This is a genomic window from Flavobacterium daemonense, assembly GCF_007341385.1.
In the GTDB taxonomy this organism is placed as follows: Bacteria; Bacteroidota; Bacteroidia; order Flavobacteriales; family Flavobacteriaceae; genus Flavobacterium; species Flavobacterium daemonense.
Genome location: NZ_VJYD01000006.1, coordinates 1 through 17,838, shown reverse-complemented (window position 1 = coordinate 17,838; position 17,838 = coordinate 1). Strand labels below are relative to the sequence as shown.

General features: G+C 35.0%; 14 protein-coding genes. 3 read left to right on the top strand and 11 right to left on the bottom strand.

What is annotated here, in order from left to right; all coding sequences use genetic code 11:
* Window positions 1-172: 172 nt before the first annotated feature.
* The 5 genes from FND99_RS09370 to FND99_RS09350 form a co-directional block, all read right to left on the bottom strand.
* Entirely contained in the window at window positions 173-1,612 is a 1,440-nt protein-coding gene (locus FND99_RS09370) for a TolC family protein (protein WP_144337731.1), read from the bottom strand.
* On the bottom strand, window positions 1,605-4,772 hold the full coding sequence (locus tag FND99_RS09365; protein ID WP_144337730.1) for an efflux RND transporter permease subunit: 3,168 nt from the start codon (window positions 4,770-4,772) through the stop codon (window positions 1,605-1,607). Before FND99_RS09365 ends, FND99_RS09370 begins: the two co-directional genes overlap by 8 nt.
* A gap of 112 nt (window positions 4,773-4,884) precedes the next feature.
* Window positions 4,885-5,967: an efflux RND transporter periplasmic adaptor subunit gene (locus FND99_RS09360; protein WP_144337729.1), complete on the bottom strand. Its 1,083-nt coding sequence runs from the start codon at window positions 5,965-5,967 to the stop codon at window positions 4,885-4,887.
* Between the two features lie 174 nt (window positions 5,968-6,141).
* Complete coding sequence (locus FND99_RS09355) at window positions 6,142-6,525, bottom strand: hypothetical protein (RefSeq protein WP_144337728.1); 384 nt, start codon at window positions 6,523-6,525, stop codon at window positions 6,142-6,144.
* 259 nt (window positions 6,526-6,784) lie between these two features.
* Window positions 6,785-7,189 (bottom strand): GNAT family N-acetyltransferase, encoded by a 405-nt coding sequence (locus FND99_RS09350; protein ID WP_144337727.1) that lies wholly within the window; start codon window positions 7,187-7,189, stop codon window positions 6,785-6,787.
* A 180-nt stretch (window positions 7,190-7,369) separates the two neighbouring features.
* On the opposite strand from FND99_RS09350, the gene FND99_RS09345 reads away from it, so the two are divergent.
* Window positions 7,370-7,933 carry a hypothetical protein gene (locus tag FND99_RS09345; protein WP_144337726.1) on the top strand — a complete coding sequence of 188 codons (564 nt, stop codon included), beginning with the start codon at window positions 7,370-7,372 and terminating at the stop codon, window positions 7,931-7,933.
* Window positions 7,934-7,979: 46 nt separating this feature from the next.
* Here FND99_RS09345 and FND99_RS09340 read toward each other — a convergent pair whose 3' ends face one another.
* From FND99_RS09340 to FND99_RS09325, 4 genes are all read right to left on the bottom strand, one after another.
* Window positions 7,980-8,591, bottom strand: a complete 612-nt coding sequence (locus FND99_RS09340) for a hypothetical protein (protein ID WP_144337725.1) — start codon at window positions 8,589-8,591, stop codon at window positions 7,980-7,982.
* A gap of 152 nt (window positions 8,592-8,743) precedes the next feature.
* Complete coding sequence (locus FND99_RS09335; RefSeq protein ID WP_162615546.1) at window positions 8,744-10,615, bottom strand: M1 family metallopeptidase; 1,872 nt, start codon at window positions 10,613-10,615, stop codon at window positions 8,744-8,746.
* Between the two features lie 265 nt (window positions 10,616-10,880).
* Window positions 10,881-12,461 carry an NADP-dependent glyceraldehyde-3-phosphate dehydrogenase gene (locus FND99_RS09330; RefSeq protein ID WP_144337724.1) on the bottom strand — a complete coding sequence of 527 codons (1,581 nt, stop codon included), beginning with the start codon at window positions 12,459-12,461 and terminating at the stop codon, window positions 10,881-10,883.
* Between the two features lie 75 nt (window positions 12,462-12,536).
* Window positions 12,537-12,848, bottom strand: a complete 312-nt coding sequence (locus FND99_RS09325) for a rhodanese-like domain-containing protein (protein WP_144337723.1) — start codon at window positions 12,846-12,848, stop codon at window positions 12,537-12,539.
* 436 nt (window positions 12,849-13,284) lie between these two features.
* On the opposite strand from FND99_RS09325, the gene FND99_RS09320 reads away from it, so the two are divergent.
* The gene (locus FND99_RS09320) at window positions 13,285-13,926 is read left to right on the top strand and encodes a Crp/Fnr family transcriptional regulator (protein WP_144337722.1); all 642 of its coding nucleotides are present in this window, start codon (window positions 13,285-13,287) and stop codon (window positions 13,924-13,926) included.
* Window positions 13,927-14,200: 274 nt separating this feature from the next.
* The gene (locus FND99_RS09315) at window positions 14,201-14,986 is read left to right on the top strand and encodes a sulfite exporter TauE/SafE family protein (protein WP_144337721.1); all 786 of its coding nucleotides are present in this window, start codon (window positions 14,201-14,203) and stop codon (window positions 14,984-14,986) included.
* Between the two features lie 197 nt (window positions 14,987-15,183).
* Here the strand turns inward: FND99_RS09315 and cydB are convergent, their stop codons facing one another.
* Together cydB and FND99_RS09305 are read right to left on the bottom strand one after the other, a co-directional pair.
* Window positions 15,184-16,260, bottom strand: a complete 1,077-nt coding sequence (cydB, locus tag FND99_RS09310) for a cytochrome d ubiquinol oxidase subunit II (protein ID WP_144337720.1) — start codon at window positions 16,258-16,260, stop codon at window positions 15,184-15,186.
* A 2-nt stretch (window positions 16,261-16,262) separates the two neighbouring features.
* Window positions 16,263-17,609: a cytochrome ubiquinol oxidase subunit I gene (locus tag FND99_RS09305; protein ID WP_144337719.1), complete on the bottom strand. Its 1,347-nt coding sequence runs from the start codon at window positions 17,607-17,609 to the stop codon at window positions 16,263-16,265.
* Window positions 17,610-17,838: the final 229 nt, after the last annotated feature.

The window sequence follows — 17,838 nt, the reverse complement described above, 5'->3', positions numbered from 1 at the left end:
TGGTTCGTTCCTTCGGAACTTTGAAAAGAGCCTAAGGCTCGATGTATGTTGTAGGGCTGTCCCGAGGCTTCGGGATCAGTCCAGTTCAGCTTTGGGGTTTGTTCATCAAAAAAAACCTCCCAGAATTTTACTTCTGAGAGGCCTCTACTAATAACTAATTAAAATGGGTATTCTACTTCCAACCTCCGCCTAGGTCTCTGTAAACATGAACGGCAGCGTTAAGTTGTTCTTTTTTAGTATCAATCAATTCTAAATTTGCTTCTAATGCGTCACGTTGCGTCATTAAAACTTCAAAATAATCTACTCTTGCCGATTTAAACAAATCATTTGAAACATCAATTGATCTGTTTAAAGCATCAACTTGCTGTGATTTTAAATCATAGCCTTTTTGCAGATTATCAATTTTAGAAAGCTGATTAGATACTTCTAAATAAGCGTTTAAAATCGTTTTATCGTAATTATATAATGCCTGAAGCTGTCTTGCATTTGCACTTGCAAATTCGGCTTTAATTGCATTTCTGTTGATCAGCGGTGCAGCAAGATCTCCGGCTAATGAATATAAAAGCGATTCTGGAAGCGTAAACAAATAAGATGGCTTAAATGCTTGAACTCCAAACGCAGCTGTAATATCAAGTGAAGGATAAAATTCTGCACGAGCAACTTTTACATCTAATTTCGCAGCAACTAATTCTAATTCTGCCTGTTTAACATCAGGACGGTTCATTAACAATTGAGACGGAATTCCGGCACTAACTGAAGCTGGCAATAAAGTCAGGAATTTTGAATTGCTTCTTTTAATTTCCTGCGGATAACGTCCTAATAAGAAATTAATCTTGTTCTCCGTTTCTTTAATTTGCTGTAAAATATCAAACTCCATGCTTTTTGAAGTCAATACCTCAGCTTCAAACTTTTTAACTCCAAGTTCTGTAGCTCTTGCAGCTTGCTTCTGAATTTTTACAATTTCCAAAGCGTTTGATTGCAAAGTAATTGTTTGTTTTACAATATCAAGCTGACTGTCTAAAGCCAATAATTCATAATATGAATCGGCAATTTCTGCAATCAGATTGGTAACTACAAAGTTTTTACCTTCAACAGTTGCTAAATATCTGTTTAATGCTGCTTTTTTAGAATTGCGCAGTTTTTTCCAGATATCTACTTCCCAGTTTGCATAAGCGGCAATTGTAAAATCACCAAGCGGATCTGGCGTTTCAACACCAGGTTTGATTTCTGTAGTAGCATCACCAGCACCTTGGCTAGTGTATCTTCCCACTTTCTCTACTCCTGCTCCTGCGCGAACGCCAACTTGCGGCAATAAAAGTCCTTTGCGAACTCTTACGTCATTTTTGGCAATTTCGATCTCCTGAAGCGTCATGTTTAACTCCTGATTGTTTTTCAGCGCTACATCAATCAAATCAATAAGGTTTTGATCCTTAAAGAACTCATTCCATTTTACAGTTGAGGTATTGGTTGTATCCTGAGAGGCAACAGCCCCAAATGCTTCCGGAACCGGAGCACTTGTGGTTGCAGTATCTGGTGCAGGAGCTTTACAGCTCACTGCAGCAAGACCTAATGCCAATACAGCACTATATTTATATACTTTTACTTTATACATGATTATTGTCAATTTCTTCAGTTAATGGATTCTCTTCTTCATGTTTTACCAGTTTGTGCTTCTCTGCAATCTTAGCAAAAATGAAATACAATCCCGGAATTACAAACACCCCGCAGATGGTTCCTATAAGCATACCTCCGGCAGCCGCAGTACCAATAGTTCTGTTTCCAATTTTACCTGGTCCAGTTGCAAAAGCAAGTGGTAATAAACCTGCGATAAAAGCGAACGAAGTCATTAAAATAGGACGGAACCTCGCTTTTGCTCCTTCCATAGCTGCTTGTAAAACGTTTAATCCTGCTGCGTGTCGCTGAATAGCAAACTCTACGATCAATACGGCATTTTTACCTAATAAACCAATAAGCATTACCATGGCAACCTGAGCATAAATATTGTTTTCCAATCCTGCGATTTTCAATAAAAGGAAAGCTCCAAAAATACCTGCTGGCAATGAAAGAATTACTGATAATGGCAAAATAAAACTCTCATATTGAGCCGCTAATACCAAGTAAACGAATCCTAAACAGATCAAGAATACCCAAATAGCTTGATTACCTTGGGCAACCTCATCGGCAGAAATACCCGCCCAGTCAATGTCATATCCTCTTGGTAATTTTTTTGCTGCAACTTCCTGAATTACTTTAATTGCAGTACCAGAACTATAACCTGGCGCTGCAGAACCACTAATTTGTGTAGAAGTGTACATATTATGTCTCGTAATTTCCGAAAGACCATATACTTTTTCAAGCTTCATGAAAGCAGAAAATGGTACCATTTCGTCACGATCGTTTTTCACGTACAGTTTTAAAATATCATCTGGCTGCGAACGGTATTCTGGCGAAGCTTGAACAATAACTTTATAGTTGATACCAAATTTGATAAAACTGATCTCGTAGTTACTTCCCACAAGAGTTGACAAAGTATTCATGGCATTTTCAATAGAAACACCTTTTTGTTGTGCTAAGTCATTATCAACTTTCATCATGTATTGAGGGAAACTTGAACTATAGAAACTAAATACGTTTGATAATTCAGGTTGTTTGTTCAATTCAGCAACGAAATCATTGTTAACCTGCTCCATTTTCTTGTAATCAACAGAACCAGTCTTATCTAATAAACGAAGCTCAAATCCTCCGGCAGCACCATATCCAGGTACAGCTGGCGGTTGGAAGAATTCGATATTAGCTCCTGTAATATCTTTACATTTTTCCTCCATTTCGTGCATGATCTCCAATACAGATTCTTTACGATCACTCCAGTCTTTAAGGTTCACCAAACACGTTCCTGAGTTAGATCCAGTACCTTCTGATAAAATCTCGTAACCTGCTAATGAAGAAACAGATTTAACTCCGTCAATTGTCTCAGCAATTTTTTGAACTTTCTCAGCAATATTATTAGTTCTTTCCAAAGATGAACCTGGAGGTGTCTGAATTACGGCATAGAACATTCCCTGATCCTCATTCGGGATAAATCCTGAAGGAACATTACTGCTTATAATCCATGTTCCAGCACAGAAACCAAGAAGCGCAACAATAGTAACAACTCTTCTATCAATAATTTTACCTAATAGATTTTGATATTTGCCTTGCGCCAAATTGAATTTTTCGTTGAAAGCATCAATAAATCTATTTGCTGGTGTTTTCTTTTTAGGCTGACCGTGATTGTTTTTCAACATCATCGCACAAAGCGCTGGTGTCAACGTTAAAGCCACAATACCTGAAAGAATAATCGCAGTTGCCATAGTTACAGAGAACTGTCTGTAAAATACCCCAACCGGACCAGACATAAATGCAACCGGAATAAATACCGCAGCCATCAAGAATGTGATCGCGATAATCGCTCCTGCAATCTCGTGCATTGCTTGTTTAGTCGCTTTAAATGGTGAGAGATGTTCCTCTTCCATCTTGGCGTGAACCGCCTCAATAACCACAATCGCGTCATCGACAACGACCCCAATTGCAAGTACTAAAGCAAATAATGTTATTAAGTTCAATGAAATATCAAAGAATGTCATGAACACAAAAGTTCCAATCAACGATACAGGTACCGCAATTGCCGGAATAACCGTAGAACGCCAGTCTCCTAAGAAAAGGAATACTACTAAACCAACCAAAATAAATGCTTCAACAAGCGTATGAATTACTTTTTCGATAGAAGCGTCAAGGAATTTAGAAACGTCATAAGAGATTTCATAATCCATTCCTTTTGGAAATCTTTGTTTGATTTTTTCCAGTTTAGCCTTAACCTCTTCAATAACCTGATTCGCGTTACTTCCAAAAGATTGTTTCAATACAATCGCCGCCGATGGTCTTCCATTCAAATTAGAATAGATATCATACATCGAGCTTCCAAATTCAACTTTTGCAACATCTTTCAAACGTAAAAGTTCTCCATTAGGGCTTGCTTTTACAACGATGTTCTCATATTGTTCTTTAGTTGTAAAACGTCCAGAATATTTCAATACATATTCAAATGCCTGAGAACGTTTACCAGAACTTTCTCCCGTTTTACCCGGAGAAGCCTCCAAACTTTGACTTGATAATGCTTCCATTATCTCGTCTGCAGAAATTTTGTATGCCAACATACGATCTGGTTTCAACCAAATACGCATTGCATATTCACGTGTTCCTAAGATATCTCCAGCACCAATACCATTTACCCTCTTCAATTCTGAAAGTACGTTGATATCAGCATAGTTGTATAAGAACTTCATGTCGGTATTTTTGTCTGTACTGTAAAGGTTCACGTACATCAACATACTCGGTACTTCACGAGTAATTTTAATACCTTCTCGAATTACCAATGGAGGTAATTTATTTGTAACCGAAGCCACACGGTTTTGAACGTTAATAGCGGCCTGGTTTGGATCTGTTCCTAAGTTAAAAACTACTTTAATTGTTGCTTCACCATCATTTCCAGCATCTGAAGCCATATATTTCATTCCTGGAACCCCATTTAGAGCTCTTTCCAAAGGAATAACAACCGCCTTGATCATCAACTCACCATTAGATCCTGGATAATCTGCGGTAACGTTCACCATTGGTGGCGAAATAGTAGGGAACTGCGTAATTGGCAAATTCAATACCGACAATACCCCTAAAAAGACAATTATCAGCGATATTACTATCGACAGAACAGGTCTCTGTATAAATTTATTAAACATTTTATATTTTTTTAATGATTAAACCAATTGAAGTTTAAAATTGTTTCAAGTTTTATGTTTCTCGTTTTACAAAACTTGAAACCTGAAACCTGAAACTTTCAAAACAAATAATCTACTCCGCTTTTACTCGTAAATGATTGATTACCGTTTGTGGAGATTGGTATTCATACTTAATTTTGTCGTTCTCTTTTACTTTTTGAACTCCTTCAAGCAAGATTTTATCATTTTCATTAAGTCCGCTTTTAACCACATATAAATCAGGAACTTCACCTGTAATTGTGATTTCTCTAGAGCTAACTTTGTTGCTTTTGTCAACAACGAAAACATATTTTTTATCCTGAATTTCGTAAGTCGCTTTCTGTGGAATTACAATGGCACCTTTCAACGGAACAAGCATTTGTACTTTTCCTGTTTCACCATTTCTAAGCAATTTTCCAGAATTTGGGAATCTTGCTCTAAAAGCAATGTTTCCAGTTTCGTTGTTAAATTCACTTTCTATAACTTCAACGTTTCCTTTTTCTTTAAAAACATCTCCGTTAGCTAAAAGCAAACTCACTTTATTATCAGCACGGTCTTTAATATTAGTTTCATATTGAAGATATTCTGGCTCAGTAACATTGAAGTAAGCAAACATTTGGCTGTTGTCTGAAAGACTTGTCAATAATTCACCTTCATCAATTAAACTTCCTAGTTTCAACGGAATTCTATCGATTGTACCGTCAAAAGGAGCTCTGATTTCTGTAAATGATAAGTGTAATTTTGCCAATGAAACTTCTGCTTTCGCTGATTGAAGTTTAGCCTGAGCAACGCTCAATTCGTTTTTAGAAACGATATTTTTATCTGCTAAAAGTTTAGCATTTTGTAATTCAATTTCAGTTGATTTTTGTTCTGCCTGTGCTTTAAGCAATTCTGCTTGATACATATTTGGCATAATTCTGAACAAAAGCTGACCAGCTTTTACAAACTGTCCTTCGTCAACATATATGTTTTGTAAAAACCCTTTTTCTTGGGCACGGATTTCAATGTTACGTACAGATTTAATCTGCGAAACATATTCTTTAGTAAATGAAGTGTCAATTTTTACTGGATTTGTCACAGTAAACGTTTCCACTTCTTCTTTTTCTTCTTTTTTAGTTGTACAACTAACAAGGCACACAAAGGCAATTAAGCCTGTGAACAAAACAATTCTTTTCATGATTTAGTTTGGAAATTAAGCGATTGAATGCTTGGAATACAGTGATTCCCTTAGATGGAAAATGCATCAGGAACCGTTAAGTTATAACCTCACTTTTTACAAGAAGAAGTAGAAAAAAATATACATCAACAAGACAGTGGATTACAGCTCAGGTAACCGATGTATAACAATAGATCAAATTCTTAATACGCGCTGCGTAATGTAAATAGGATTTGAAGGCGCAAGAAAAGGCGCAAATAATTTAAAACGATTTGATTCATTTGCAGCAGATTGATCTGAAAATGTCAAATACCATTTGTCAAGTAAACTGTAGTTAACTGCAAAGAATTTAGCAGTAAATCCATCATTAACATCATCATTTCCAAGTAAATCCTCTTCAAGATCGATATCAGCATCTTCAATAAGTGAAGCGCCATGTTCTTGATTAGTGAATTTTACACGGTGCTTTTTTTCAAAACTGTGATGGTGAGAAATTCCAAAAGTACTTGCATTAAGATTTTGGCCTCCGCCCAGCAGAAGCAAATTCATGAATACTAAAAATACTATTAACTTTCTCATTTGGGTGCGAAAGTAAGCAAAGTATCGAAACAAAAAAATATTTTTTTATAAGCTTTAACATTTAATAAAGACGAAAACGTTTTCAAAGTTTTTTAAAACATCATTTTTATTAAAAAAATATTTTTTTATGCAGAAAAATCACAAAAAAACAGTTAAGAATTAGAATACTATTATAAAAAAGGTAAACGGAGAGCAAAAACTATCAAAATATTAAAGATCTGACTCTGTTTATTTTATTATTTAATTTTAGCCATTATTTTTAAAGCAAAATTTCCATTATAGTAAATTTCTCACCTTCTTTAACAAAATTTTGATACGTATCTTTCATTCCAAATTTTTCATAAAATGACTTCTTATTGCTTCTGGCATTGCACCAAACTCGTTGTACTTTTTTCTCTTTTGCAAAATTTAAAATGAATCTCATCAATTCTGTCGCAATTCCTTTTCCTTGAAATTCTGTTAGCGTTGCGAGTTTTCTAAATTGCATTTCATCTTCCGCAAAAAAACAAGAAACAATCGAAACTAGTTTTTCATCTTCAAAAACACCAAAATGAAACCCAAAATCATCTTCCTTTAATTGTACAAATTCAAAAGGCTGGTCAGGCCACATTACTTCATGCCTAATTTGCCAAGTTTGTTGAGGTTCGATTGCTTTAATTTTCATTTTTAAAATGTATTTGATCTTTTGCCAAATTTACATCATTTAAAAATGTGATTTTCCTTTAAACAAAAAAACAACATAACTCTATAAATCAAAAAGATACCTTAAAATAAATCAGAAAAATCATTCTCTTTCAATTTATAATAATTAATTTTATAGAATCAAAAACAAATAAAACTAGTTATGAAAAAATTCTTTCTTGCTACATTATTGTGTATTTGTGCCAATGGATTTGCACAGCTTATACAAGTCGGACCGGTATTTTCAACCAATATTACATCTGTTCTTACAGACGATTTTAGTTCTAAAAGCGCTGGAACTGATTATGGCTTTGGAGGATTTGCAAGAGTAAATCTGGCACTTTTTTATGGTCAAGGCGAATTTGGATACGCGGAATCAAAATTTAGTGTTTCTCAAACCGGAATTGGCGAAACAGAATACAAATTAGCAGGAACTGATGCCACTTTAATCGCAGGTTTAAAAGTTGTCCCATTAGGGAAACTTGGAAACGTAAGACTTTTTGTTGGCTATAACTGGAAAAATTACTCTAGCATTCATGCTAGTAACAATCTCAATTACATACCAATAGAACGTAACAACAGCAGTTTCTTGGGTGGTGTTGGTGTTGATTTATGGCGCTTTACCGTCGATTACAGATATCTTGCAGGAGTAACCGATATTGATGCTTCTGGAAGAAACATAAAAACCGCAGTTTCAAATTTTTCTGTCGGATTTAAATTTTTATAATATACTGCGAAACATAAAAAGAGGGAATCAAACTGATTCCCTCTTTTTATTTCACCTTTACAAAATAGGCTTCATCATTGTCCGTGGTTATTTTTTCGACACCAGAATCATTCTTTTTTCCAATATTTATCACTCGTAAAATATTGCTTTCTTTATTTAGTAAACAACTCCAGATAGTTCCGTCAGAAAGAATAATATCAGAAAATGACGCATCAGAAGCATCTTTATTGTAATACTTTAAATCCTCTGTTTTGATTAGTTTTCTTGCATGGGTTTTTAGATCTGTTTCATAAAAAACAATCTTGTCTTTGCTGATTTCAACTACTTCTTCAGTTTGATTTTTTTCCGTTTCGTCAGTCTGAGCCCAAGTAGGTCTGTCTCCGGCTAACTTCCATGTACCAATAATATAATTTAAGGCGTCGTCACGCAATATAGTTTTCAAAGTATCGATCTTTTTTGCCGATTCTTTTCCTAATTCATTTTCGGGTTTAAGTTTAGAAGCAATCGAAAATAAATCCAATGCTTTTTTAAAATCTGCTTTTTGATAGTAGGAAACAGCCAGCTCATATCTACTCTTTTGAAATGCAATATTCGGAGTGGTTTGGGCAAAACCTTTAAAACAAAGCAATAAAACAATTAGAATGGGGAAATTTTTCATTAATAATTCAGTTTTTAAGTTTTTGCAAACCTAACTTTTAAAACTCACACTTCATTACGGATTTCCACATTTGTATTATTTTCCCTAAAAAACAAAAAAAAGCCGCCACTTTAAACAGAAATGACGGCTTCTTATTATATTATAAATTAAGATTATTTAGTAGACCAAGTATTATTCGCAGGAGTAGCATCCATAAAAATACCGCCATCAAGCACGATTTGCTTAATTTGTTTCTTTGTTTTTAAATCAATTAAAGCTAATTTTTGATTTGTTTCCCATATTGCCGGCGTTTCATGAATGGTTTCAGATGAATTATCTGTATAAACCACTTTTATATCAAACGGAACCGCAAAACCTCCAATATTTTCAATAGAGACTTTGTTCTTGTTCACCTCTTTTACTGAAAGATCAATATAATTATTGGTAAAGAACCAATTATTAAAAAACCAATTCAGGTTTTTTCCTGTTGCCGTGTTGAATGAGTTGAAATAATCCCAAGGAATTGGGTGTTTTCCGTTCCAATTCTCCATATAAGCGTGAAGTGCTTTTTTGAATAAATCGTCACCAAGCATGTCTTTTAAAGCAATATAAGAAAGAGACGCTTTTCCGTAAGCGTTGTTTCCGTAACCCGCCTCAGAAACCTGAGATGACATTGAAATAATTGGTTGATCTTCTTCTGTAGATGGATCATTGATGTAGTTTTTCACTCTAAAATCTTTGTAGAATTTGTCTGCAGCTTCTTTGCCATGTTCAGCGGTTCCAATTAAATATTCAAAAGTTGTCGCCCAACCTTCGTCCATAAAAGCATAACGCGTTTCATTGATTCCCATATAAAAAGGAAAATAAGTATGTGCTACTTCATGATCCTGAACCAATTGTGCAAAAACAGCATCGCCTGTTTGTGAATCGTTGCACATCATTGGATATTCCATATCTGCAAAACCTTGAAAAGCTGTCATTTTTGAAAACGGATACGGAACTCCCGGCCAGTTATTCGAAAAGAAATCTAATGCATATTGATTATTTTTTACCGAAGCCACAAAATCAGTTCCTTTTACATCATAAGCCGCTTGAATACTAGCACGTCTATTTGTTTTTTTATCGACTACAACACTGCTCGCATCCCATAAATAATGATCACTTAAACCAAAACAAACGTCAGAAATATGTTTCGCCTCAAACTTCCAAACGTTCCAGTCATTTTGTTTGGTCACCAATCCGTTTTTCATTTCCTGCTCATTTGCGATGTGCAGAACTTCATTTGTTTCATATGATTTTTTTATACGAGCCGCAAACTCAGGCTGTAAAACCTCATCTGGATTCAACAAATCTCCTGTTGCATACACAACATAATTTTTAGGCGCTTTAACAGAATAGCTGTAGTCATTAAAATCATTATAAAACTCCTGACGATCCGTGTGAGGCAATCTATCCCATTTGTTATAATCATCAAAAACAGAAACTCTTGGATAACTGTAAGCTACAAAAAATGTGGTTTCGTCAATTTGTCCTTCTCTCCCGCTTTCTTTAGACAAAGGATAATTCCAGTCAATATTTATTGTAGCAGTAGTATGAGGCGGAATCGGTTTTTTCATTCGGATCATTCCAACCGTTCCCCATTTTCTGCCGTCTTCTTTATATACATCACCTGCAATTTTCAATGACGTAATTGTTAATCCGTCACTTAAAAAATCTTGACTAACGACACCACTTCTAGGCGAAGATGGTTTATGAAGATTATTCACAAATCTAATAGGCAAGTTTTTTAATGTATCATTGCTATCGTTTGTGTATTCAATTATTTCTGTTCCGCTAACGATTTTTGTTTTGGCGTCAACAGTAATTTCCATTGTATATTTCCCGTGATTCTGCCAATAATTTTTTCCCGGTTTTCCGTCCATCGAACGTGTTCCTTTCGCGTAAGCATCTTTTATATTTCGAGGCATATAAAGTTCTTGCGCAAAACTGTTTTGTGCAAAAAATGCAAGCGCAATTAATAAAAACTGCAGTGAATTTTTTCTCATAAATTGTTTTAAGATTTTGATGATTTAATTTGATATAATATTAGTGGATTTTTTTAACTTATTGTTACAAGTGGGTTAAAAAAATAAGTTTCAAGTTTCTCCCGAGGCTTCGGGATCAAGTTTCACGTTTGCGATGCTGAGTGAAGGCGAAGAATTAAAACTTCAGAACCTTTGTCACTTTGCACCTTTGTCCCTTCCAAAAAAAAACCGTCTTTCTCAAAAAGAAAAAGACGGCTCCCCTACAATTAATATATAACCCTGATGACTACAAAATATAATCGGTATTAATGAAATTTGATTCTTTGCTGTTTAGCAATTCCTGCAAAATTTCATTGTTGTAATCGATATCTTTTGAAGCTACAAACGTACGTATTGAAAAAGAACGCAAAGCATCTGGAATACTTAAAGTTCCTACTGCCGAATCCTTACGGCCTGTAAACGGAAACGCATCTGGTCCACGCTGACAAGAACTGTTCAAATTAACTCGGCAAACTAAATTGACCAAAGCATCAATAAGTGGTGCCAATGTTTTAATATTTTTTCCGAACAAACTCACTTGCTGGCCATAATTTGATTCAGCCATATCGTCAAGAGGTTCGTTGATATCTTTAAAAGAAATAATTGGAACCACTGGACCAAATTGTTCTTCATGATACACTCTCATTTCTTTATTTACCGGATATAAAACGGCTGGAAAAATAAAGTTTTCTGTATGTTTTCCTCCTTTTTCATTAATAATGCTTGCACCTTTGCTTTTTGCATCATCAATTAATCCTTGAATGTAAGCTGGCTTATCTGTTTCTGGAAGCGGTGTTAATGAAGCGCCTTTTTCCCATGGATTACCAAATCCTAAACTATCTACTTTTTCAGCAAAACGTTTGTTGAACTCTTCTCTGATTGATTCGTGAACGTACAAAACTTTTAAAGCTGTACAACGCTGACCGTTAAAAGACAACGATCCTGTTATACATTCTTGAATAGCCAAATCTAAATCGGCATCTGGAAGAATAATCGCTGGGTTTTTAGCTTCTAATCCTAAAATCAAACGAAGTCTATTTTTATTTGGATGCTGATCCTGCAAAGCAATCGCCGATTTACTGTTTCCAATCAATGCCAAGACATCAATTTTCCCTGATTTCATAATTGGCGAAGCAACCTCTCTTCCTCGTCCGTAAACGATATTGATAACACCTTTTGGAAAACTGCTTCTAAAAGCTTCCAATAATGGAGAAATACATAAAACACCGTGTTTTGCCGGTTTAAAGATTACGGCATTACCCATAATCAAAGCCGGAATCAACAATGAAAAAGTTTCATTTAAAGGATAATTGTAAGGTCCAAGACACAATACAACGCCAAGAGGTCCACGACGAATCATTGCATTTACGCCTTGCACTTTTGAGAAATGCGAACTGCGTCCGTTCAATTCTTTATAACTATCAATAGTATCTTGAATATATTCTACCGTTCTATCAAATTCTTTTTGTGAATCGCCAAGGTTTTTTCCAATTTCCCACATTAAAAGTTTCACCACTTCTTCGCGGGTCTCTTTCATCTGTTTAACAAAATTCTCCATGCATTTAATACGGTCAACCACTTTCATAGTTGGCCATAAACCTTGACCTTTATTATAGGCGGCGTTTGCGGCTTCGACTACTTCGGCAGCTTCTTTTTCTGCCATAAACGGAATCGATCCCAGCAATGTTGGAGCGTATTTTTCAGTTGATGAAATAGTCGAAAATACTGGTGTTGTTTGCCCTGTCCATTTTTTCAGTTCTCCATTTACAAGATAGGTATCTTGATTTATCAGACTTTTGATCTGATATTCTTCGGGTATTAAACTCATAATCTGGTTATTTATATTTGGTTATTAATAGCATTTTAAAACGAAAAAAGAGGCTTTTTTACGCCTCTTCTTCTTTTATGGTTGTACGGTCTCGCCTTCCCAGTCCAGTATACCACCAAGCAGATTATAGGCATTTTCAATACCTAATTCATTCATAATCTGACATGCTTTTGCACTTCTGGCACCAGAACGACAATACACATAATAGTTTTTGTTTTTATCTAATTCTTCAATTTCATAAATAAAAGCCTGTCCTTTATTGATATCGATATTTAAGGCATTCTCAATATAGCCATCATTAAATTCGTCTTCAGTTCTTACATCAAGTATAACTGCATTTTCGTCAGCGTTTAACTGAGCAACCCAATCTTCTTGTGATAAATTCATAGTAATATGTGTTTTTGTAAAATTACGACGTTTCTATTAATTAAAAACGTACCAAATGCGATTTCGATTATTATTCTCAGAAAACGTTTTAGAGAAAGGATTATAATCAGTGATTTACAAATTTACTTACTATTTTTAAAAATTCAGTCTATAAAATCGATAGAAAATAGGTTTTTTGCATTTACACAAAATGCATCTTATTTATTATTTTCTAATAATTAATACCAGCCGAATCTATTATCTTTGTAATGAATTACAATTTTTGATTCGATTTTGATAAAAATATTAGCTACGAATTGCACAAATTTCCGCAAATTAAAGTGTAGAAATTAATGTTTTGTCAACAAAACAAAAAAAAATATTCGCCATCAAGTGCAAAGCAGACACCAAATCAATTGGTGAAAATTTGTGCAATTCGTGGCAAAAAAAATAATCCATGCAAAACTCCGTAAAAAATATCTTTCCAAATTTCTCCAATGAACTTGTTTCAACAATTGAAGAAAACGGAAGTCAGCAAAACTTTGAAGCCGGAACCATTTTAATGCGTACCGGACAATATATTAAGAACACGGTTTTGATTCTTAAAGGGAAAATCAAAATTTACCGTGAGGGCGAAGATGGCGGCGAATTCCTAATGTATTATTTACAACCCGGACAAGCCTGCGCTATTTCGATGATTTGTACTGCCAAAAGCGAAAAAAGCCAAATCATGGCAAAAGTTGTTGAAGATGTTACCGTCATGATGATTCCGCTACAATTGATGGACAAATGGATGATGGAGCATCGATCTTGGTACGAATTTGTAATTGAAACCTACAGAAGCCGCTTTGAAGAAGTTCTAGAAGTAGTGGATAATATCGCTTTTCGTTCCATGGATGAGCGTTTGGAATTTTATTTGAAAAGACATTCGGATGCCTGTGGTTGTTCTGAAGTTAAACTTTCGCACCAAGAAATCGCAACCGAATTAAATACCTCTCGAGAAGTTGTTTCGAGATTATTAAAAAAAATGGAACAGCGCGGTTTGGTAAAACTCAACCGAAACCAGATTGAATTATTAAACACGAATTTCACGAATTAGCACGAATTATTTAAACACATAGAAATATAGCTTTACTAAATCTAGAAAAAAGGCGTTTCACTTTCCATGAACTCACATAGCTATGTGTAAATGACTAAGTCATTTATTGTAATCTTTTTTAAAGGGCAAAAATCTATGTTTCTATGTGTTTAAAATTTATGCGGCAGACAAATTAGTGTCCATTCGTGAAATTCGTGTTTAATAATTTCCTTCTGTGATAAATGTTACTGTAGGTTTCTAATTTCCGAAGCACCTTTGCATCAAAATAAATGCAATGGAATATTTAGGCTATTTTGCTTCAATCATAATCGGAATTTCGCTGGGACTAATAGGTGGTGGAGGTTCTATTTTGACTATTCCAATTTTGGTTTATTTGTTTAACGTAAATCCGGAGCAAGCTACATCTTATTCACTATTTATTGTCGGCTTGACTGCACTTTCTGGAAGCTACAGTCATTACAAAATGGGAAATTTAAAATTAAAGTCGGCATTGTATTTTGCGATTCCTTCTGTGATTTCCATTTTAATTATTCGCGAAGTTATTTTTCCGCAAATTGCTTCTACCCTATTTTCAATAGCTTCTTATTCGGTTTCAAAAGATTTTCTGATCATGATCGTCTTTTCGGTTTTGATGATTACGGCAGCAATTTCAATGATTAAGAAACCACAGCCAGAAATAAAAAGTGCCGAAACAAATTATATTCAATTAAGCATTATTGGCTTTTTAGTCGGTATTGTAACGGGATTCCTTGGCGCCGGCGGTGGATTTTTAATCATTCCTGCACTTTTGTTTTTTGCAAAATTACCCATGAAACAAGCCGTTGGAACTTCTCTTTTAATTATTACAATCAATTCTTCAATAGGTTTTGCAGGCGATTTATATATCGGAACTCCTATTGATTATACTTTTTTATTAGGTGTTTCAGGAATGGCACTTCTCGGAATGTTCATCGGAAGTCAACTTTCTAAAAAAATGGATGGCGCAAAATTAAAACCACTTTTTGGCTGGTTTGTTCTCGTAATGGGATTTTATATTATTGCGAAAGAGGTTTTATTTTAGATTTTATAGTTTCACGCAGATTTGGCAGATACTTTGTGAGATTGCTTCGTTCCTCGCAAAGACATACACAACGTCCTTCCGAGGAACGAAGCAATCTCACTTTTCATTTTTTTTTCTCCAGTTACAACTGGAGGCAATTCATTTGGTAGAAAAATTCAATTCGTGAAAATTCGTGCAATTCGTGGCAAACAAAAAACTCAATGTTCCCCATACCCAACATCATCCATTTTTCCACTAAAAACACGGTACTGAATAATAAAGTAAACAATTACCAAAAACAAAGCGACAAAAAACCAGCTCAGTCCGGCATTTAAACCATATTCTCCTGCAGCAGTATTATAAATTGTCAACGACGGATTCACATTATTAGTCGAAGGCAAAACATTCGGGAAAATTGAAACGGCTGTCGAAGCAAATCCGCCAACTAAAAATAAAGTTGAAAACAGAAATCCGTGGCCGTCTTTTTTGAAGGAACGAACTTTAAATAATCCAGCAATTCCAACGAAAGTCATAATCGGAAAAAACCATAAAATTGGATTTTCTACGAAATTGTGAAATGGTTTTGGTTCAATAAAATGCCAAATTCCCAAAGAAATAAAAACCAGAATCAGCAAAACAAAGTTCAGTTTAAAAACCACATTTTTAAGCTTGGGGTTTAAAGATGAATTGGTTTTATATATAATCCAGTTCGCACCATGAATCGTTAAAGCAACTGTACTCACAATTCCGAGGAAAAGTGTAAACCAGTCAATAATTCCCAATTCATTTGCTTGCGGACTAAAAGTTGGATTCCATAAAGGCAAAAAGAAAAAATGCGGTTCTTGTGTTGAAACGCCGTTTTGCACCATTCCGAGATTTACTCCACGAACGATATTTCCCAAAGCAATTCCAAAGAAAAGTGCCAAAAGCAAACTCGCAATTCCGAACGCTTTATCCCAAATCGCTTCCCACATATGATTATGTACTTGCCCGCGCATCTCCAATCCGATGGCGCGGAAAATCAAAAGCCACAAAATCATAATCAATGGCAGATAAAATCCGCTGAAAGACGAAGCGTATAAAGTTGGAAAAGCAAAAAACAAAACGCCTCCTGCAGCAATCAACCAAACTTCATTAGCATCCCAAAACGGTCCAATAGAATTCGTGATTACTTTTTTATCTCTTTCGGTCTCGGCAAAAAATAAATGAATAATTCCTGCACCAAAATCATAGCCGTCTAAAACCAGATAAACAGCCAAAATTCCCATTAAAACTACGTACCAAAAAAATTCCATACTTATATTTTTTCTGTTGAAAGTTCCACATGATGAGGTCCTTTATTGATAATTTTTCCAATCAAAAGCAAAAACAACATTCCGAGCAAAAGGTACAAACCAATAAAACCCAATAATGTAAACAAAGTATTCCCTGAAGAAACCGTTGGTGAAGCCCCAGCTCCAGTTCTCATTAAATTATAAACCAGCCAAGGTTGTCTACCTAATTCGGCAGTGTACCAGCCTGTTGTATTGGCAATGTAAGGAAACGGCATCATGAACATTAAAGACCATAAAACCCATTTGGTTTCGAACAATTTTCCTCTGATTAATTGAAAAAGCGAAAGTAACATCAAACCTATAAAAACCGTTCCGAGTCCGACCATAATATGATACGCATAATACAAACCGGAAATATTTGTTGGATGAAGATCTTCTTCAAACTGATCCAAACCTTTAATTTCCTGATCCCAGTTTCCATAAGTCAGGAAACTCAAAATATTAGGAACTGCGATTTTATTATCCAGCTTTTTGTCTTTCACATCCGGCTGACCGATTAAGACGATTTCAGAACCTTTTTGTTCCGTATGAAAAATTCCTTCCATTCCGGCGAAAGTTACCGGCTGGTATTTTACCACATTTTTTGCCAATAAATCCCCTGTTGGAACAGCCACAATTATGCTCGAAATCAATCCGAAAATAACGCCAGTTTTAAGAAAGAGTTTTCCAAAAGAAACGTTCTTTTTACTCAAAATATAAAAAGCCCCAATTCCAGCCACAACAAAAGAACTTGTTACTAATGAAGCAGCTTGATTGTGCAAATAAGAAGGCCAAAGCCACGGATTTAAAAATAAAGCCTGAAAATTATTGAGGACAAATTTTCCGTTTTCGATAATTTCAAAACCCACAGGATTCTGCATCCAAGAATGCGTTGCGATAATTAAAAATCCGCTGGCCCAAGAACCGATACAAATCAATAATCCGGTTACAAAATGCCATTTATGTCCGAGGAGTTTTTCTCCAAATAAAAATATTCCTAAAAATGAAGATTCGAGAAAGAAAGAAAACATTCCTTCCATTGCCAACGTTTGGCCGATGATTCCACCGGTTAATTCAGAGAATTTTGCCCAGTTGGTTCCGAATTGAAATTCCATCGGGATTCCGGTAACAACGCCCATAGCAAAATTCAGGGCAAAGATTTTCATCCAGAAATGTGTCGCGTGATTGTATTGTTCGTCTTTAGTTTTAAGATATTTCCACTTGAAGTAAACAATGATCAAAGAAAGACCCATTGTAAGTTGCGGAAAAAGATAATGAAAGGTAATTGTGAAAGCGAATTGCATTCGGTCATAAAAGAGCATTTCTTCCATAAGTGGTAATTGTTTTATGAGGTTCAACAAATTTACCCATTAAAACCCGAAATGTCACTCTTAAAAAAAAGTTTATCGCTTGATATTTGTGAAACTTTTCAACAATTTTAAGAGTGTGAATAACACTTATGATTGGTATTATCCTCCAAAGTTTGTCATTCCGATTTCTATGATAAAACCAAATCTTTTTCATAAAAGGTTTGGTTTTTTATTACTGCAAAAACACGAT